The sequence below is a fragment of the Arthrobacter hankyongi genome (genome assembly GCF_022012395.1).
GTDB classification, from domain to species: domain Bacteria; phylum Actinomycetota; class Actinomycetes; order Actinomycetales; family Micrococcaceae; genus Crystallibacter; species Crystallibacter hankyongi.
In genome coordinates this window covers 50,078-66,360 of record NZ_JAKLTQ010000012.1, presented here as the reverse complement: position 1 = coordinate 66,360, position 16,283 = coordinate 50,078, and the positions used below count along the sequence as shown (strand labels likewise).

General features: G+C 71.1%; 16 protein-coding genes. 11 read left to right on the top strand and 5 right to left on the bottom strand.

Annotated features, from left to right (window positions below):
• Window position 1 precedes the first annotated feature (1 nt).
• From LVY72_RS15310 to LVY72_RS15295, 4 genes are read left to right on the top strand one after another with little or no spacing between them, the layout of a single operon-like run.
• A complete protein-coding gene (locus LVY72_RS15310; RefSeq protein ID WP_237822395.1) occupies window positions 2–1,444 on the top strand; it encodes a glutamine synthetase family protein in 1,443 nt (480 codons plus the stop codon).
• Window positions 1,441–2,163 (top strand): ABC transporter substrate-binding protein, encoded by a 723-nt coding sequence (locus LVY72_RS15305; RefSeq protein WP_237822393.1) that lies wholly within the window; start codon window positions 1,441–1,443, stop codon window positions 2,161–2,163. The genes LVY72_RS15310 and LVY72_RS15305 overlap by 4 nt, the downstream gene beginning before the upstream one ends.
• Complete coding sequence (locus LVY72_RS15300; protein ID WP_237822391.1) at window positions 2,160–2,903, top strand: gamma-glutamyl-gamma-aminobutyrate hydrolase family protein; 744 nt, start codon at window positions 2,160–2,162, stop codon at window positions 2,901–2,903. The genes LVY72_RS15305 and LVY72_RS15300 overlap by 4 nt, the downstream gene beginning before the upstream one ends.
• A complete protein-coding gene (locus LVY72_RS15295; RefSeq protein WP_237822389.1) occupies window positions 2,900–3,742 on the top strand; it encodes a gamma-glutamyl-gamma-aminobutyrate hydrolase family protein in 843 nt (280 codons plus the stop codon). The genes LVY72_RS15300 and LVY72_RS15295 overlap by 4 nt, the downstream gene beginning before the upstream one ends.
• Here the strand turns inward: LVY72_RS15295 and LVY72_RS15290 are convergent.
• The 3 genes from LVY72_RS15290 to LVY72_RS15280 form a co-directional block, all read right to left on the bottom strand.
• Window positions 3,739–4,458, bottom strand: a complete 720-nt coding sequence (locus LVY72_RS15290; RefSeq protein WP_237822387.1) for a cache domain-containing protein — start codon at window positions 4,456–4,458, stop codon at window positions 3,739–3,741. The two genes, LVY72_RS15295 and LVY72_RS15290, sit on opposite strands and share 4 nt — an antisense overlap.
• The gene (locus tag LVY72_RS15285; RefSeq protein WP_237822385.1) at window positions 4,455–5,216 is read right to left on the bottom strand and encodes a FadR/GntR family transcriptional regulator; all 762 of its coding nucleotides are present in this window, start codon (window positions 5,214–5,216) and stop codon (window positions 4,455–4,457) included. The genes LVY72_RS15290 and LVY72_RS15285 overlap by 4 nt, the downstream gene beginning before the upstream one ends.
• Window positions 5,217–5,329: 113 nt before the next feature.
• Window positions 5,330–7,273 (bottom strand): acyl-CoA dehydrogenase family protein, encoded by a 1,944-nt coding sequence (locus LVY72_RS15280; RefSeq protein WP_237822383.1) that lies wholly within the window; start codon window positions 7,271–7,273, stop codon window positions 5,330–5,332.
• 176 nt (window positions 7,274–7,449) lie between these two features.
• Here LVY72_RS15280 and LVY72_RS15275 point away from each other — a divergent pair, with 176 nt between their 5' ends.
• Complete coding sequence (locus LVY72_RS15275) at window positions 7,450–8,490, top strand: LLM class flavin-dependent oxidoreductase (RefSeq protein ID WP_237822380.1); 1,041 nt, start codon at window positions 7,450–7,452, stop codon at window positions 8,488–8,490.
• Window positions 8,491–8,493: 3 nt separating this feature from the next.
• Here the strand turns inward: LVY72_RS15275 and LVY72_RS15270 are convergent, their stop codons facing one another.
• Complete coding sequence (locus tag LVY72_RS15270) at window positions 8,494–9,285, bottom strand: alpha/beta fold hydrolase (protein ID WP_237822378.1); 792 nt, start codon at window positions 9,283–9,285, stop codon at window positions 8,494–8,496.
• Between the two features lie 161 nt (window positions 9,286–9,446).
• On the opposite strand from LVY72_RS15270, the gene LVY72_RS15265 reads away from it, so the two are divergent.
• The 6 genes from LVY72_RS15265 (at window position 9,447) to LVY72_RS15240 (ending at window position 16,025) form a co-directional block, all read left to right on the top strand.
• Window positions 9,447–10,502 carry an iron-siderophore ABC transporter substrate-binding protein gene (locus LVY72_RS15265; RefSeq protein WP_237822376.1) on the top strand — a complete coding sequence of 352 codons (1,056 nt, stop codon included), beginning with the start codon at window positions 9,447–9,449 and terminating at the stop codon, window positions 10,500–10,502.
• A 68-nt stretch (window positions 10,503–10,570) separates the two neighbouring features.
• Window positions 10,571–11,605, top strand: a complete 1,035-nt coding sequence (locus LVY72_RS15260; RefSeq protein WP_237822374.1) for a FecCD family ABC transporter permease — start codon at window positions 10,571–10,573, stop codon at window positions 11,603–11,605.
• 8 nt (window positions 11,606–11,613) lie between these two features.
• Window positions 11,614–12,675 carry a FecCD family ABC transporter permease gene (locus tag LVY72_RS15255; RefSeq protein WP_372463717.1) on the top strand — a complete coding sequence of 354 codons (1,062 nt, stop codon included), beginning with the start codon at window positions 11,614–11,616 and terminating at the stop codon, window positions 12,673–12,675.
• Window positions 12,676–13,524 (top strand): ABC transporter ATP-binding protein, encoded by an 849-nt coding sequence (locus tag LVY72_RS15250; RefSeq protein ID WP_237822372.1) that lies wholly within the window; start codon window positions 12,676–12,678, stop codon window positions 13,522–13,524.
• The gene (locus LVY72_RS15245; RefSeq protein ID WP_237822370.1) at window positions 13,521–14,519 is read left to right on the top strand and encodes a siderophore-interacting protein; all 999 of its coding nucleotides are present in this window, start codon (window positions 13,521–13,523) and stop codon (window positions 14,517–14,519) included. Before LVY72_RS15250 ends, LVY72_RS15245 begins: the two co-directional genes overlap by 4 nt.
• A gap of 93 nt (window positions 14,520–14,612) precedes the next feature.
• Complete coding sequence (locus LVY72_RS15240) at window positions 14,613–16,025, top strand: NAD(P)/FAD-dependent oxidoreductase (protein WP_237822368.1); 1,413 nt, start codon at window positions 14,613–14,615, stop codon at window positions 16,023–16,025.
• A 26-nt stretch (window positions 16,026–16,051) separates the two neighbouring features.
• Here LVY72_RS15240 and LVY72_RS15235 read toward each other — a convergent pair whose 3' ends face one another.
• Complete coding sequence (locus LVY72_RS15235; protein WP_237822366.1) at window positions 16,052–16,252, bottom strand: helix-hairpin-helix domain-containing protein; 201 nt, start codon at window positions 16,250–16,252, stop codon at window positions 16,052–16,054.
• Window positions 16,253–16,283: the final 31 nt, after the last annotated feature.

Genomic DNA, 16,283 nt, shown 5'->3' with positions numbered 1-16,283 from the left:
CATGACTCTCACCCCCGTCCGGCCCGAACTGGCCGGGACCGGCCTGCAGTCCGGCCTCCACGACGCCCTGAACGACAGGGAAGCGTTCGCCCGGCACCAGGAATCCAACCTGCGCCCCGACGTCGTGCGCGAACTCGGCCGCCGGATCGAGGAAGCCGGTGTCGAGTACATCTATTACGCGCTGCCGACCATCGGCTCGCGGATGGTGGCCAAGATGGTCCCGGCGAACCACTTCCGCCGCAACCTGGCCAAGGGCATCGCCTTCCACCGCACCGCACTCTCGGACCTGCAGAACGACCGCTACGGCAACCTGATCGGCGGCGGCATCGAGGCGCGCGAATTCTGGGCGCTGCCCGAGCCGGACACCTTCGTGGTGCTGCCCTGGGACACCTCGGTGGCACGCATTTTCTGCACCGCGTACGAGCCCCCGCACCTGCCCGAGGTCGGCGGCCGCCCGCTGGCCGTCGACACCCGCTCGCTGCTGATCCGCTCGCACGAGGCGTTCACCGCGCGCACCGGCTTCGAGGTCCGTTCCGGCACCGAACCGGAGATGACCTGGGAAGGCCCGGGCCTGGACGTGGTCAAGAAGCCGGGCACCAGCCCGGCCTACCAGGTGGAGAACCTGGAGCGCATGCGCCCGATCTACAAGCAGTTGGTCACCTACGCCAAGGCCATGGGCCTGGACATGATCGAGGGCGACTACGAGGATGACGGCCAGCTCGAGCTGAACTGGATGTACGACCGGGTCGAGAACACCGCGGACCGGCTGGTCACCTACCGGCAGATCTGCAAGCAGGTGGCCCGCGAATTCGGCGTCACGGCCAGCTTCATGCCCAAGCCGTACAACGGCCAGATGGGCAACGGCTGCCACCACAACCTGAGCCTGTGGGACGGGGACACCAACGTCACCGAGGACGCCGGGCGGGTGGAGCTGCACATCTCGCAGACCGCCCGGCACGCCCTCGGCGGCCTGCTCGCCCACGCCCCCGGCACGATGGCGGTGATGGCCTCGACGGTGAATTCCTACAAGCGCTTCTGGGACGCCGGACAGTTCGCCCCGAGCCTGGCCAACTGGGGCCTGGACAGCCGCGGCTGCCTGGTCCGGATCTCCGCCAACGGCCGGATGGAATACCGGGTCCCGGACGCGGCGGTGAACCCGTACCTGTCCCATACGCTGATCCTGGCCTCGATGGAGGACGGCCTGGACCGGCGGCTGGATCCGGGCCTGCCCGACGACGGCGCGGGGGTTGCCGCGGCCGGCGGCCAGCTGCCGCTGACCTTGGGCGACGCGGTCGAGGCCTTCGCGGCGGACAGCTACCTCACCGGCGTGCTGCCGGCGGACCTGGTTGCCATCTACACCCAGCTGAAGCAGGAGGAATGGGCGCGCTACTGCGGCGCCATCACCGAGTGGGAGCGCGACATGTACTGGGAGACCATCCCGTGAGCGCCACCCTCTCACCGGGCATCCTGCGCCTGGCCTGCATCGATTCCGAGGCCCCGCCGTTGTTCCACCTGGCCGACGCCGCCGGGATCCGGCGCGGCTACGAGCCGTCGGCGGCGGCACTGGTGGCCTCCGTGCTGGGCCTGCGCCTCGAGTGGGTGGTCATGGCCTGGGACGACATGCTCCCGGCGGTGCGCGACCACCGCGTCGACGCCGTCTGGTGCGGCCAGGGGATCATCCCCGAGCGCCAGGCAGTGGTGAACTTCAGCGACCCGTACGCGGTGTTCGACGAGACCGTGCTGGTGCGCCGGGGCGACCCGGCGCGCGCCCCGGAGGACCTGGCCGGCTACAAGGTAGCGGCGATCGAGGGCAGCGCGAACATGAAGCTCGCCCTGACCTTCCCGGGCATCGTCCCGGTGGGCTTCACCGGTGCCGACGTCTTCGGCGACATGCTGGCGGCCCTGCGCCGCGGCGAGGTGGACGCCATGGTGGACGACGACGTCGTCACCGTCCCGCTCGGCGAAGATCCGGCCTACGAGGTGGCCTTCACCGCCCGCACCGGCAACCGCTGGGGGATCGGCGTGGCCAAGGACAACCCGTTCCTGCTGGCGGAGCTGAACACCGCGCTGGCCGCCGTGGTGGCGGACGGGCGGCTGGCACGGACCTGGAACCAGTGGATGCCGCACCTGCCCTTCCCCCTGGACACCCAGGTGCCCGCATGAGCCGGCCGCTGATCGGGGTGCCGGGCATGTGGTCCAGTTCCGTGCACGGGATGCGGTTCGACGGTGTGGCCGTTGCGGCCGCCGTGCTGCGCTGCATCGACCGCGCGGGCGGCGAACCGGTGGTGATGTTCCCCGGCAGCATTGACGGCGTGGGGAACCCGGCCGCCCAGCTGGCCCGGTTCGACGGCGTCGTGCTCCCCGGCGGGGCGGATGTGGACCCGGCGCGGTACGGGGCCGAGCCGGACGAGCACTACTGGCCCGCCGACTATGACGGCCAGGACGCCTACGAGGCAGGGATCCTGGCCGGCTGCCTCGAGGCGGATATCCCGCTGCTGGCGATCTGCCGCGGGCTGCAGCTGCTGAATGTCTCCCGCGGCGGCACGCTTATCCAGCATCTGGAGCCGGGCGCCGTGACGCACAAGGACGCCGTCCATCCGGTGGCGGTGCCCGCGGGGTCGCTGCTGGCCGCTGCCGCGGGCGCCGGCACGGTGGAGGTTTCCTCCTACCACCACCAGGCGGTGGGGGACCTTGGTGAGGGCCTGCGCGTGACGGCCACCGCCGCCGACGGCGTGGTCGAGGCCCTGGAGCTGCCCGGCTCCCCGCTGCTGGCGGTGCAGTGGCATCCGGAGGACCTCGCGGCCGGCAACCCCGCGGACCATGCCCTGTTCCAGTGGGTGGTGGAGGCCGCCCGGCAGCGGCGGGACGTCCTGGCCGGGCTCGCCGGGGCAGGCGTCCGGTGAGGGCCGGGCAGGAAGGCGGCGCGCCGGCACTGCGGGTGGACCCGGCCGACGTCGTACCGGCCGGCGTCGCCGGGCTGCCGGCGGACGCGCCGCGGATCGCCGTCGTCGTCTCGCTGACGTTTCCGGGCATGACGGCCCAGACGCTGGAGCTGATGGAGCGGTTCACCCGCACTGCCATCGAGGCCTTGCTGGCCGCCGGGGCACGGGCCGAACTGGTGGACAGCGCAGCCGATGACCTGGTGCCGGAGACGGAGCTGGCCGGATTCGACGGCGTGCTCTTCCTCGGCGGCGGGGACGTGGACGGCGCCCTCTACGGCCACCACGGACCGGTGCCGAACTCCTACGGTGTGGACCGGCGCGCGGACGAGTACTGCCTGGCGCTGATCCGCGGCGTACTGGAACGGGACCAGCCGCTGCTGGCCATCTGCCGCGGCTCGCAGCTGCTCAACGTCGCCTGCGGCGGCACCCTGATCCCGGACCTGGACCCGTGGCAGCTGCACCGCGGCGGCCCGGGCGCGCCGATCTTCCTGGACGAGGAAGTCTCGCTGGTGCCGGGCACCCGGATCGCCGGCATCCTGGGCCGCGACCGCGTCACCGTCCGCTCCGGGCACCACCAGGCGGTGGGAACCGTGGCCGATGCGCTGGCCGTGACTGCCGTGGCCGGCGACGGCGTAGTGGAAGGCACCGAACACCGGGAGAACTCCTGGGTGGTCGGGGTGCAGTGGCATCCGGAGGATTCCCACGGCAGCGCCGCGGACCGCGCCCTGATCTTCGAGGCGTTCGCGGCGCGCTGCGCGCGGCGGCAGGACGCCTTGGCCGGAACTGTGGGCGTGTCCTAGCCCGGCCGGCTGCTGCAGAGCAGGCTCAGGTTCAGGTAGGGCACCTCCAGCGGCACCAGCGAGTAGCCCTCGGGCCGGTTCTTGATCCGTTCACCGACCAGGAACCGGCCCGAATTGCCCAGCACCACGCGGTTCTCGTTGCCGTTCAGGATGGCCGCATCGCCGGGGACGCTGCGGATCATCGGGATGAAGACCTGTTCCAGGTCGCGCACGCGCAGGTCGCAGCCGGTCACGCCGATGAAGTTCCCGCGCACGTAGCTGGGCACCGTGCAGGTCATGATGTATTCGTTGAAGCCCAGATAGTCCACGTAGGGCCCGGCGATGGTCTGCTGCCCGGTGCGCGCGGCAATCGAAAACCAGGGCAGCTGTTCGTAGTCGTAGAAGCTGTTGCCTTCCGGAGCCAGATCGAAATCCAGCTTTTCGATGGCGTTGTCGTCATTCTTGAACCACCATTCCAAAACGCCTTCGGCGTCCTGAATGGAGGAAATCGAAAATATGACCCCGGCGCCCACGACGTCGGAATGGGAATTCAGGAATTTGGTGGATTTTTCCCGCAGGCCGGCCAAATCCCGTTTGGAGATCTTGGTGCGGTCTCCCAGCGCGGCTTCCAGCAGCAGGCCCACCTCGCCGGACATGGTCCCCAGGTCCCGGTAGAGGTCGTTGAGCCAGCCGGTGATCGAGTCGGCGGCCTTCGCGGTGAGGTCCTGCGGGCTCAAAGGGTCTCCTGGGTCCGGTCCGAGTAGCTCAGGGACAGCTTGGTGTCGATCAGGTGGTAGATGTTCCGGCGGATGTGCTCCAGCGCCAGCCGCTGGGCCGTGTCCGGCTCGTCGCGCCGGATCGCCTGGGCCAGCTGCAGATGTTCCGCCGCCGCCGTTTCCAGGTCGAAGACGCCGGCCAGCGGGGTCCACAGGATCTGGCTGATTTCACCCTGGAGCCGGATTTCCGTGGCGACCAGCCGCGGCGACTGGGCCGCGACGGCCAGTTCGATGTGGAAGCGGCTGTCCGCCCGGGCCCGTGCCTCCGGCGTCTCGGCGCGGGCCTGCGCACGGGCCAGCTGTTCCAGCCGGTCCAGCGCCTGCGGGTCAGCGCGGTCGCAGGCCAGGCGGACCGTGGCAGCGGTGACGGCCGCATGCTCGTCGCCCAGGTCCCGCAGCTCGGCGATGGAGGTTTCCGCCAGGTACCGCTGCATCAGGTCGCGGGCCGCCGGCGGAGCCTTGACGACGAAGGTTCCGCCATTGCGGCCCCGGCGGGTCTCGACAATGCCCTGCTCGCGCAGGGACGCGAGCGCGTCGCGAAGGGTGGCCCCGGCAACGCCGAACATTTCGGAGAGCTCGGATTCGGCCGGCAGCCGTTCGCCTTCGCGCAGCATGCCCAGCGAAATGGCCGTGGAAATCCGCTGCGCGATGGTATCGGCCCGCTCCAGCGCCGGCAAGGTCCGGTAGATCTGCGACTGCAAGGCAGGCAGGGAGGCCACGGCACCTCCTTCCGGCACGGGCAATCGGCGAATCAGTCCATCCCAATATATCGGCTGGTGGCCGCGGATCCTGGGACCTGGTTCGTGCCGAAAATGGTTGCCTTCCTGCGGGCCTACCGGTAGCGGCGGCGCTGGTTCTCACGGGTCGAGGGACCGGTGCCCGGTTCGGCGATCCACGGGCCGGTGCCTTCGGAGATATCGATGATGCCGGCTTCCAGCCAGGTGTACTCGCCGTCGAGCACCTTGCCGGCCAGCCGCTGGTCGGTGGCATCGGTATTGCGCCAGAGATCATCGAACAGCTGCCGGACGCGCTCGCGGGACTGCTGGCAGAATGCATCGGCGAGCTCCCGGGCGCTCCTGCCCGCCGCCGGATCCTGCCGGCGCAGCAGCTCCGCCCGGCTGCAGCAGGCGGCCATGGCGAACAGCTCGGCGCCGATGTCCACAATGCGTCCGAGGAAGGCCTGCCGGTGCTCCAGCCCGGCCTGCCAGCGCGCCATCCCGGCAAAGGTGTTCCGGGCCAGCTTGCGCGAGGACCGCTCGGCGAACCGCAGGTGCGTCGCGAGCGGCCCGAACTCGGCATAGGACCGGGGATTCAGTCCCTGGCCGGCCAGCAGCTTGGGGAGCCAGCCCGCGTAGAAGCCGCTGGCGCCAAGGGCGGCGCGGGCCTTGGCGGACAGGTCGGCATCGGCCGAGGCCAGGTCACCGGCCGCGGCCAGATGGGTGTCCACCGCTTCCCGCGCGATCAGCAGCCGCATAATCTCCGAGGAGCCTTCGAAGATCCTGTTGATCCGCATGTCCCGCAGCTGCTGTTCGGCAGCTACCGCCCGCTCGCCGCGTGCCTCCAGGGAATCGGCGGTCTCGAAGCCGCGGCCGCCGCGGATCTGGACCAGGTCGTCCGCGACCTTCCAGGCCATTTCGCTGGACCAGAGCTTGGCCAGGGCCGCCTCGATCCGCACGTCCTTGAGCCCGGACTCCGCCAGCGCAGCGGAGAGTTCGAAGACGGCCTCCAGCGCGAAGGCGGTGGCGGCGATGAAGGCGATCTTCTTGCCCACGGCCTCGTGCCGGCCGATCGGCCGGCCCCACTGGACGCGGGCCATGGACCATTCGCGGGCGATCTTCAAGGACCACTTGCCGCTTCCGGCGCAGATGGCCGGAATGGCCAGCCGCCCCGTATTCAGGGTGTTCAGGGCGATCTTGAGGCCCTGGCCTTCCTTGCCCAGCCGGTTGGCCGCCGGGACCCGGACGTTGTGGAAGCGGGTGACCCCGTTTTCGAGTCCGTGCAGCCCGCTGAAGGCATTGCGGTGCTCCACGGTGATCCCGGGGGAGTCCGCCTCGACCACGAAGGCGGTGATGCCGCCGGCCGATTCCCCATGCGGGGGCACCTTGGCCATGACCACCACCAGTTCGGCGACCACCCCGTTGGTGGTCCACAGCTTGCTCCCGTTGAGCACGTACGTTTCCCCGTCCTCGTCCGGCTCCGCCGTCGACGACAGGCGGGCCGGGTCCGAACCGACGCCGGGTTCGGTCAGCAGGAATGCCGTGACCGCGCCGGCCGCGCAGCGGGGCAGGTACCGGCGCTTCTGGTCCTCGGTGCCGAAGACCTTGACCGGTTCCGGGACGCCCACCGACTGGTGGGCCGACAACATGGCCCCCAGGCTGGGGTGGACGGAGCTGAGCAGCATCAGGGCCCGGCCGTAATAGGTCAGCGACAGGCCCAGGCCGCCGTATTCGACCGGGGTCTTCATGCCGAAGGTGCCCAGTTCGGCCAGGCCCTGCAGGTATTCGTCCGGAATCCGGGACTCGCGCTCGATCAGCCGTCCGTCCATCGTGCGGGCGAATTCCTCAAGCCGGGCCAGGAAGGTCTCGCCCGCTGCCTGTTGCTCCGGGGTGGGGACGGGATGGGGGTGGATCAGGTCAGGATCAAAGTGGCCCAGGTACAGGCCCTTGGCGAAGCTCGGCCGCGTCCACTCGGTTTCCCGTGCCGCTTCGGCCACCGCGCGGGCCGCGCGTTCGCTGACTTCGCCGGATTCCTGCGTCCGGTCCGTACCAGTGCTCATGGCTGTCCCCTTCGACCAGGGCCGCCGTGGGCCGGTGACCCTTTAGCTGTGTCATTACCGTACTACCGGCAACGGACAATTGTTACTCCCCGGTATGGAAATCCGGGTCCCGGGAATAATGGGAGTTACCTGAAGCTTCAACTATTCAGACTCATTGGCACAACCGGGAGAGATCAGTGGATTTCGGCATTTTCACCTTCGGCGAGCTCAGCCGCAACATCGACACGGGGCAGGCCCTCACGCCGCACCAGCGGCTGAAGGAGCTGCTGGAGCTGGCCAAGCTGGCGGACCAGGCCGGCATCTCCTTCCTGGGCCTGGGCGAGCACCACCGCCACGACTTCGCCATCTCCGCGCCGGAGGTGGTGCTGGCCGCCATCGCCCGCGAGACCACGCAGCTGCGGCTGGCCACCGCCGTGACGGTGCTTTCCACCCAGGATCCGGTGCGGCTCTTCGAGCAGTTCGCCACGCTGGACCTGGTCTCGGACGGGCGGGCCGAGATCATCGCCGGCCGCGGCGCCTTCACCGAGTCCTATCCGCTGTTCGGCTACGACCTGGCGGATTACGACGCCCTGTTCGAGGAGAAGCTGCAGCTCCTGCTGGCCGCCCGCAGCCAGGAGGTGCTCAGCTGGCAGGGCGGCCTCACGCACGGCATCGACGGGATGGACATCGCCCCGCGCCCGCTGCAGGAGCGGCTGCCGGTCTGGGTGGGCGTCGGCGGCACGCCCGCCTCCTTCGAGCGCGCCGGGCGCCTGGGCCTGCCGCTCTACATCGCACTGCTGTCCGGGCCGCAGCACTTCGCCCGGCTGGTGGAGTACTACCGGGAGACCGCCGCGGCGCACGGACATGATCCGAAGGCGCTGCCGATCGGCACCGGCGGGCACTTCTTTGCCGCACCGACGTCGCAGCAGGCCCGGGACACCTTCTATCCCTATTACCGCGCCTACTTCGAACAGAACATGCCCCGGCGGATGGGCCACTTCCCGCGCGCCACGTTCGAGGACTGGGCCGGACCCGGCGGCGGCCTGCTGGCGGGCAGCCCGCAGGAAGTGATCGAGAAGATCATGGTCCAGTACGAGGTGTTCGGCCACGACCGGTACATGGCCCAGATCGGCCTGGGCGGCCTGCCGTTCGCCGAGACGGCCAAGTCCATCGAGCTGCTGGCAACCGAAATCATGCCGGTGGTGCAGAAGGAGACGCACGCGGCCCGCAAGCCGTAGCGCCTATCCGGCCGGTGCCGCCTGCTGCTCCGCCTGCGCAAGGTGGGCCAGGATGGCCGCCGCACAGGCCGCCGGCTGCTCCCAGTGCACCATATGGCCGGCTCCCGGCACCTGCACGTGCCGCCAGCCCGGGTGTAGGGACAGGAAGCCGGCGATGGCCTCGGGCGTCCGCGTCGCATCCCGGCTGCCGGTGAGCACCAGCGTGGGTGCGCGCACCAGGTCCGGCACCTCGCCGGCGGCCCCCTCGAGGCCGGCCAGCATGCTTTCGCGCACGACGGCGGCGGGGAGCCGGAAGGGGGCCAGGAACGTTTCCCGGTCCGCGCCTTCGGGCTCCGTTCCGCCGCGGAACCAGGCCGCGATCATTTCGCCGGCGGCGTCCGGGGCGGCCGGCCCGGTGCCGCCGAAAAGCCGCCGGAGCCTGGCTGCGGTGGCCGCCGACGGCGGCAGCGGCACCATGCCGACCAGCGTTACCGATGCCGCAACCTCCGGCCGCCGCGCCGCCACGGTGGCCGCAATGTTGCCGCCGAGCGAGTGCCCGACCCAGTGCGCGGGGCCGTGGCCGGCCAGCTCCGCGGCGAGCCGGGCCGCCACGTTCTCCACGGTCCACTCGAAGCCGTCCCCGGCGGCACCGCCGGCAGGGTTGTCTCCGGCCCGGTCCGCCGCTCCGGCCATGCCGTAACCGGGCAGGTCCACCGCCAGCACGGTGCGGCCGGCATCTTCCAGCTCGCGGGCCAGTGGCTTCCAGTAGGCGCTGGAACAGGCCCAGCCGTGCAGCAGGATCAGTGGAGCGGGCATGCTCCGATTATGCCGCCGGATGTTCCGCTGCGCCGCCCGGCAGGGCCCTTCCGCGGCGGCCGATGACCGTCAACGACTTACGCAAGTGAACTGTTTCCTATTTCTTCCAAACATAGGCTAGCCTAACCTTTGTTTTGACACCTTGAGCCCAGGAGCCTTCAGTGGACCTTTCACTCGCACGCCGTTTAGCCGCGGCAGCCGCCGTCGTCCTGTTGTCCCTCACCGCCTGTGCCACGGGCCCGGCCGGCGGAACCGGCGCTGCCGCGGACCCCGCGGACGGCACGGATTTCCCCGTCACGATTGAGCACGCCTTCGGCGAGACCGTCATCGACAAGCAGCCCGCCCGTGTCGCCACCGTGTCCTGGGTGAACGCGGATGTGGCGCTGGCGTTCGGCGTGGTTCCGGTGGGCATGGCCGCGGACGAGTGGGGCGGGAACCAGAACGCGTCCACGCCGTGGAAGGATGCCAGGCTCCAGGAACTGGACGCCGCCATCGGTACCGGAAAGGCGCCGAAGCAGTACTCCGAGGCGGACGGCATCGCGTTCGACGAGATCGCCGCGCTGACCCCGGATGTCATTCTGGCCGCCTACTCCGGCCTGACCGAAGAGGACTACAAGACGCTCTCCAAGATCGCCCCGGTGGTGGCGTATCCCGACGTGGCCTGGGGCACCCCCTGGCAGGATTCCACCCGGATGATCGGGCAGGCCCTCGGCAAGAACGCCGAGGCCGAGGCGCTGGTGGCCGCGACCGAGCAGACCGTCGCGGACAAGGCCGCGGACTACCCGCAGCTGAAGGGCAAGAGCTTTATCTACGGCAACCTCGAGCCGGACCGCGGCGACGGCATCAATATCTACCTCGAACAGGACAACCGTCCCCGCTTCCTGAGCAGCATCGGCATGACCATGTCACCGTTCGTGGCCGAGGCCGGCAAGGACTCGCCCGAGTTCTTCCTCCCGTGGTCCAGCGAGCGCGCCAACGAGCTGGAATCGGACGTCTTCGTGACCTGGGTTCCGGATGCCAAGACCAAGGAGGCGATCAAACAGGATCCGCTGCTGGGCCAGATCCCGGCCGTCAAGTCCGGCGCCCTGGTGGCCGACTCGGACAATACGCTCACCCTGGCCATCTCGGCCGCCTCCCCGCTGAGCCTGCCGTGGGCCTTGGACAAGTTCCTGCCCCTGCTCGGTGAAGCGGCCGACGCCGCGGACGCGGCGAAGTAGCCCGTTCCAGCCGCCGGACGCGCGCCCGGGATTCCGGGTGCGGAAGTCCGGTTCCGAGGAGGTAGGACATGATTGCAGCGGTAGGCGGGCGGCCGGTGGCCGCGGTGCCGGACCGGCGGCTGGCCGCCGGGGTCGCGCTGGCGGTCGCCGGACTGGCCGCGGTGGTTCTCGGCTCGCTGGCCTTCGGCGCCCGTGCGGTCGGCTGGGACACGCTGGTCGAGGCGTTCACGGCCTTCGACCCGGCCAATGGGGACCATGCGGTGCTCCACGCGCGGATCCCGCGCACGGTCACCGGCCTGCTGGCCGGTGCCGCCCTCGGCCTGGCCGGCGCCGCCATGCAGGGCGTGGCCCGGAACCCGCTGGCGGACCCGGGGATCCTCGGCGTCAACGCCGGGGCGTCGCTGGCCGTCGTCGCCGGCATCTATGCCTTCGGCATTACGCAGCTCTCCGGCTACATCTGGCTGGCCTTCCTCGGGGCGGCCGCGGCCGCCGTCGTGGTCTATGGCATCGCCAGCCTCGGCCGGGAAGGCGCCACCCCGGTCAAGCTCGCCCTGGCCGGGGCGGCGCTCACCGCCGGTTTGGGCTCCGTAATGAACGCCGTGCTGGTGGGCAGCCGGGACACGCTGGAAGCCTTCAGGATCTGGCAGGTGGGCTCGATCAGCGGGCGGGGCTGGGAGGCGGTCGGGCAGGTGCTGCCATTCCTGCTGGCCGGCGTGCTGGTGACCGCCTGCACCGGCAAGGTCCTGAACAACCTGTCCCTGGGCGATGACACGGCCCGCGGGCTGGGCCAGCGGGTGGCGCTGTCCCGGGCGGTCTCGGCACTGGGGATCGTCATCCTCTGCGGCTCCGCGACCGCGCTGGCCGGCCCTATTGCGTTCGTGGGGCTGGTGATCCCGCATATGGTGCGGGCCTTCACCGGGCCGGACTACCGCCGGATCCTGCCGCTGTCGGCGCTGCTGGCGCCGATGCTGCTGCTGGGCGCGGACATCGTCGGCCGGCTGATCGCGCTGCCCGGCGAGGTCCAGGCCGGGATCATGACAGCGGCGGTCGGCGCCCCGGTCTTCATCTGGCTGGTCCGGAGCCGGAAGGCGGCAGGCCTGTGAGCGCGCGCATCCTGCCGGACGCCCGGGCCGCCGGAACGGTCTGGCCGGCTGGCCGCCGGCGGCGCATCAGGACCATCAGCGCCGGACTCGGGGCCGCCGCCGTCGTGCTGTTTTTCGCCAATGTGCTCCTCGGCAGCTACCTGGTCAGCCTGCCGGACTTCTTCCGGCTGCTGGCCGGGGAGAACATCCCGGGTGCGGGCTTCATCGTGCTGGAGAACCGGTTGCCGCGCGCGGTAGCCGGGACCCTGGTCGGGGTGGCGTTCGGGCTGGCGGGCAGCATTTTCCAGACCATGCTGCGTAATCCGCTGGCCAGCCCGGACATCATCGGGATCAGCTATGGAGCCAGCGCCAGCGCGGTGGCCGCGATGGTGCTCTTCGGGGCGGCGGGCTTCGCGGTGTCGGCCGCGGCCATGGGCGGCGCACTGGCGGTGGCCCTGTTGATCTACCTGCTCTCGCACCGGCAGGCCGGCCCCTCGAACGCCGCCTCCGGCCGCCTGGTCCTGGTCGGTATCGGCTTCGCCGCCGTGCTGCAGGCGCTGGTCCACTACCTGCTGACCCGGGCCGACATCCAGACCGCCCAGGCGGCGCTGGTGTGGCTGACCGGGTCGCTCAACTCCAGCAACTGGGACCGCGCCGGCGCCCTCGCCGGATGCCTGCTGGTCCTGCTGCCTGCCGTGGCGGCCTTGTCGCGCAGCCTGCGCGGGCTGGAAATGGGCGACGACGCCGCGGCCGGCCTGGGCGTGAAGGTGGCGCCGGCCCGGCTGTACCTGATGGCCGCGGCCGTGCTGCTGGCCGCGGCTGCCACTGCCGCCGCCGGCCCGGTGGCCTTCATCTCCTTCCTCGCTGCCCCGATTGCGCGGCGGCTGCTCGGCGGGCGCGGCTCGCTGACGGTCTCCGCGCTGGTGGGGACGGTGATCGTGCTGGCTGCGGACTTCACCGCCGCCACCCTGGTTCCACAGTTCCTGCCCGGCGCCACCGCCCTGCCGGTCGGGGTGGTGACCGGCGCGCTCGGCGCGCCGTTCCTGCTCTGGCTGCTCGTTTCCACCAACCGTGTCGGCCGAGGAGGCTGAATGCATACGCTCGAAACCCGCAATCTCACCCTGTCCTACGGCGGCCGCGCCGTGCTGCAGGACCTGACGGTGGCCCTGTCCCCGGGGCAGGTGAGCATCATCGTCGGCGCCAATGCCTGCGGCAAGTCCACCTTGCTGCGCGGCCTGGCCCGGCTGCTGCGTCCCGGCTCGGGGACCGTGCTGCTGGACGGCAAGGACATCCATGCCCGGCCCACCCGCGAGGTGGCCAGGGTGCTGGGACTGCTGCCGCAGTCCCCGGTGGCCCCGGACGGGCTGACGGTGGCCGAGTTGGTGGGCCGCGGCCGCTACCCGCACCAGGGCTGGTTCCGCCAATGGACCAGCCGCGACGTGGAGGCGGTGCGTGCCGCGATGGCCGCGACGAACACGCTTCAGCTCGCCGGGCGCGGCGTGGACGAACTCTCCGGTGGCCAGCGGCAGCGGGTCTGGATCGCCATGGCGCTGGCCCAGGAAACGGACATCCTGCTGCTGGACGAGCCCACCACCTTCCTGGACGTGGCCCACCAGGTCGAGGTACTGGACCTGGTGACCGACCTGAACCGGAACCGGGGCACCACCGTGGCAATCGTCCTGCATGACCTGAACCTGGCCGCCCGCTATGCGGACCACCTGATCGCGCTGAAGGCCGGCCAGGTGCTGGCCCAGGGCGCCCCCTCCGCAGTGGTGACGGAGGAACTGGTGGCCGAGGTCTTCGGACTGCAGTCGCGCATCATCAATGACCCGGTCTCCGGCACGCCGATGGTGGTGCCCATCGGACGGCACCATGGCGGCCCCGCCGCACAAACCGCCCCGCAGAACAATGCCCGCTTAACAGAAGGAGCCGCAGTATGAGTGCCATGGCCACCGACGTGGAAAACATTGTCCCGGTCCTGGCCTTCGAGCTGGCGGTGCAGCGGGTGCAGGACCTGTCCCCGCACTTTAGGCGGATCACCTTCACCGGTGAGGGGCTGCACCGCTTCGGGGTGGGCGGGCCGACGCTGGACCTGCGGATCAAGCTGATGATCCCGGCGCTCGACGGCACCGGGCGCGCCCTGCCGCTGCCGTCCTTCGGGACCGGCAGCGGTGCCCGGTCCGGCGCCGCGGAGCTGGGCGGCGGCTGGTACCAGCAGTGGCTGGCCATGGAGCCGGCCCGGCGCGGTGTCATGCGCACCTACACGGTGCGCGAATTCCGCGGCGGTCCGCGGCCCGAGCTGGACGTGGACTTCGTGCTGCATGTCGACGAAGCCGGCGCCGGCGGCCCGGCTTCCAGCTGGGCCTGCCGGGCCGAACCGGGCGATGCCGTCACGGTCATCGGGCCGAACGCCGCGGCGGCGAAGCCGTCACCGCGGGAGCGCACCAATCCCTACGGAGGCATTGAATGGCGCCCCGGCCTGGCCTCGCAGGTGCTGCTGGCCGGCGACGAAACGGCGCTGCCGGCGATCGCGGCGATCCTCGGGCAGCTGCCGCCGCAGATCACGGGCAGCGCCATCCTCGAGGTGCCGGACGCGGCGGACTTCCAGGACCTGCAGACCGCAGCCGAGGTGGAGATCCGCTGGCTGGCCCGCGGCCGGCGCCCGCACGGCGAGCTGCTGGATCAAGCGGTCCGCACCGCCGTCGCCGTCCGGGCGGCCGGCGCCGGGCCGGGGACCGAACCGGAGGAGGTCAACGTGGATGAGACGATCCTGTGGGAAACCACCGGCGGCACCAGCAAACCGTTCTACGCCTGGATCGCCGGCGAAGCGGCAGTGGTCCGCGGGCTGCGCCGCTACCTGGTCCGCGACGCCGGCATCGACCGCCGGCAGGTGGCGTTTATGGGCTACTGGCGGCTCGGCAAGGCCGAACTCTGACCCGCGCTGCGGATTCCGCAGCGCGCCGGGTGCACGCTCCGTACTAACGTGTGGGCAACGTAGGGGCACAACACGCCGGCCGGAGGGAAACGCATGACCGTCAATGGCAGGATCTCGTTCTGGTTTGCCGACGGCCCGGTGCCCGCCCCGGGACTTGGCCTCGACGGGGATACGACGGCGGACGTGGCGATCGTGGGTGCCGGCTACACCGGCCTGTGGACGGCCTACTACCTGAAGCAGGCGCGGCCGGAGCTCGACGTCGTCGTGCTGGAAAGCCGCTTTGCCGGCTTCGGTGCTTCGGGCCGCAACGGCGGCTGGCTGACCAACAGCATCACCGGCGGCCGGGACCGCTGCGTGCGCAGCCACGGGCGCCAGGTGGCCGGACGCTTCCAGGAACTGCTCAACGGCACCGTGGACGAGGTCGCCGCCGTCGCCCGCGCCGAGGGGATCGAGGCGGACATCTGCAAGGGCGGGGAACTGAACGTGACCCGGAACCGGGCGCAGCTGCGGCGGCTGCAAGCCTGGGCCGCGGCGGAGGCGCTGTGGCCGGAAGCCGGCGCGGTGCTGCTGGACCGGGAACAGACGCAGGAACGGATCCGGATCGACGGCGCCCTCGGCGGCCTGTGGCAGCCGCACTGCGCCCGCATCCATCCGGGCAAGCTGGTGCGCGGCCTGGCCCGCGCCGTGCTGCGGCGCGGGGTCCGGCTCTACGAAGGCACCACCGTGACACGGATTGCGCCCGGCCTGGCCCGCACGGACCGCGGCGACGTCCGTGCCGCCTACGTCCTGCGCGCGACCGAAGGATTCACCGCCAATCTCAAGGGCGCCCACCGCGACTGGCTGCCGATGAATTCGTCGATGATCGCCACCGAACCGCTGCCGGAGGCGGTATGGGAGCAGATCGGCTGGGCGCAGCGCGAGACGGTGGGGGACCTGGCGCACGCGTACATGTATGCCCAGCGCACCGCCGACAACCGGATCGCCCTCGGCGGCCGTGGCGTGCCGTACCGCTTCGGTTCCCGCACGGATACCGACGGCAGCACCCAGCCGCGGACCATCCGGGCGCTGACCGGGATCCTGCAGGAGATGTTCCCGGCTGCCCGCGGCGCGGCGATCGACCACGCCTGGTCCGGCGTGCTGGGCGTGCCGCGGGACTGGACGGCGACGGTGGGCCTGGATCCGCGCACCGGGCTCGGCTGGGCCGGCGGGTACGTGGGCACCGGCGTGGCCGCCACGAACCTGGCCGCGCGCACGCTGCGGGACTTGGTCCTGGACCCGGACAGCGAGCTGGCCGCCATGCCCTGGACCAACCGGCGGGTGCGCCGCTGGGAACCGGAGCCGCTGCGCTGGATCGCGGTCCAGGCCATGTACGCGGCATACCGCGCCGCGGACCGGGCCGAGGCGCACGGGCTGGCCCGCACGTCCCGGCTGGCCCGGGCGGCGGACAGGGTGTCCGGCAAGGGTGGGGCAGGCGGGTCCCTGCGTGGCGCGTCAGCGACACGATAGGGCCTGCCCCAACCGGTAGGCGCGCCTCAGCCCAGCTGCAGGCCGAGCTCGGCCAGCGCCGACTGCAGCCTGGCCAGCGCCTTGGGCCCCATCCCGTGCAGCTTGGCCAGCTCGGCCGCAGGCACGCCCGCCAATTGGCGCAGCGAGGTGTAGCCCGCCGCGTTCAGGGCCCGGACTGCCGGCGCCCCGACGCCTTGGGGAAAACCGGGTTCATGTGTTGCCGCCATGGGGCAATCGTAGCGGTGGCTGCCGACAGCC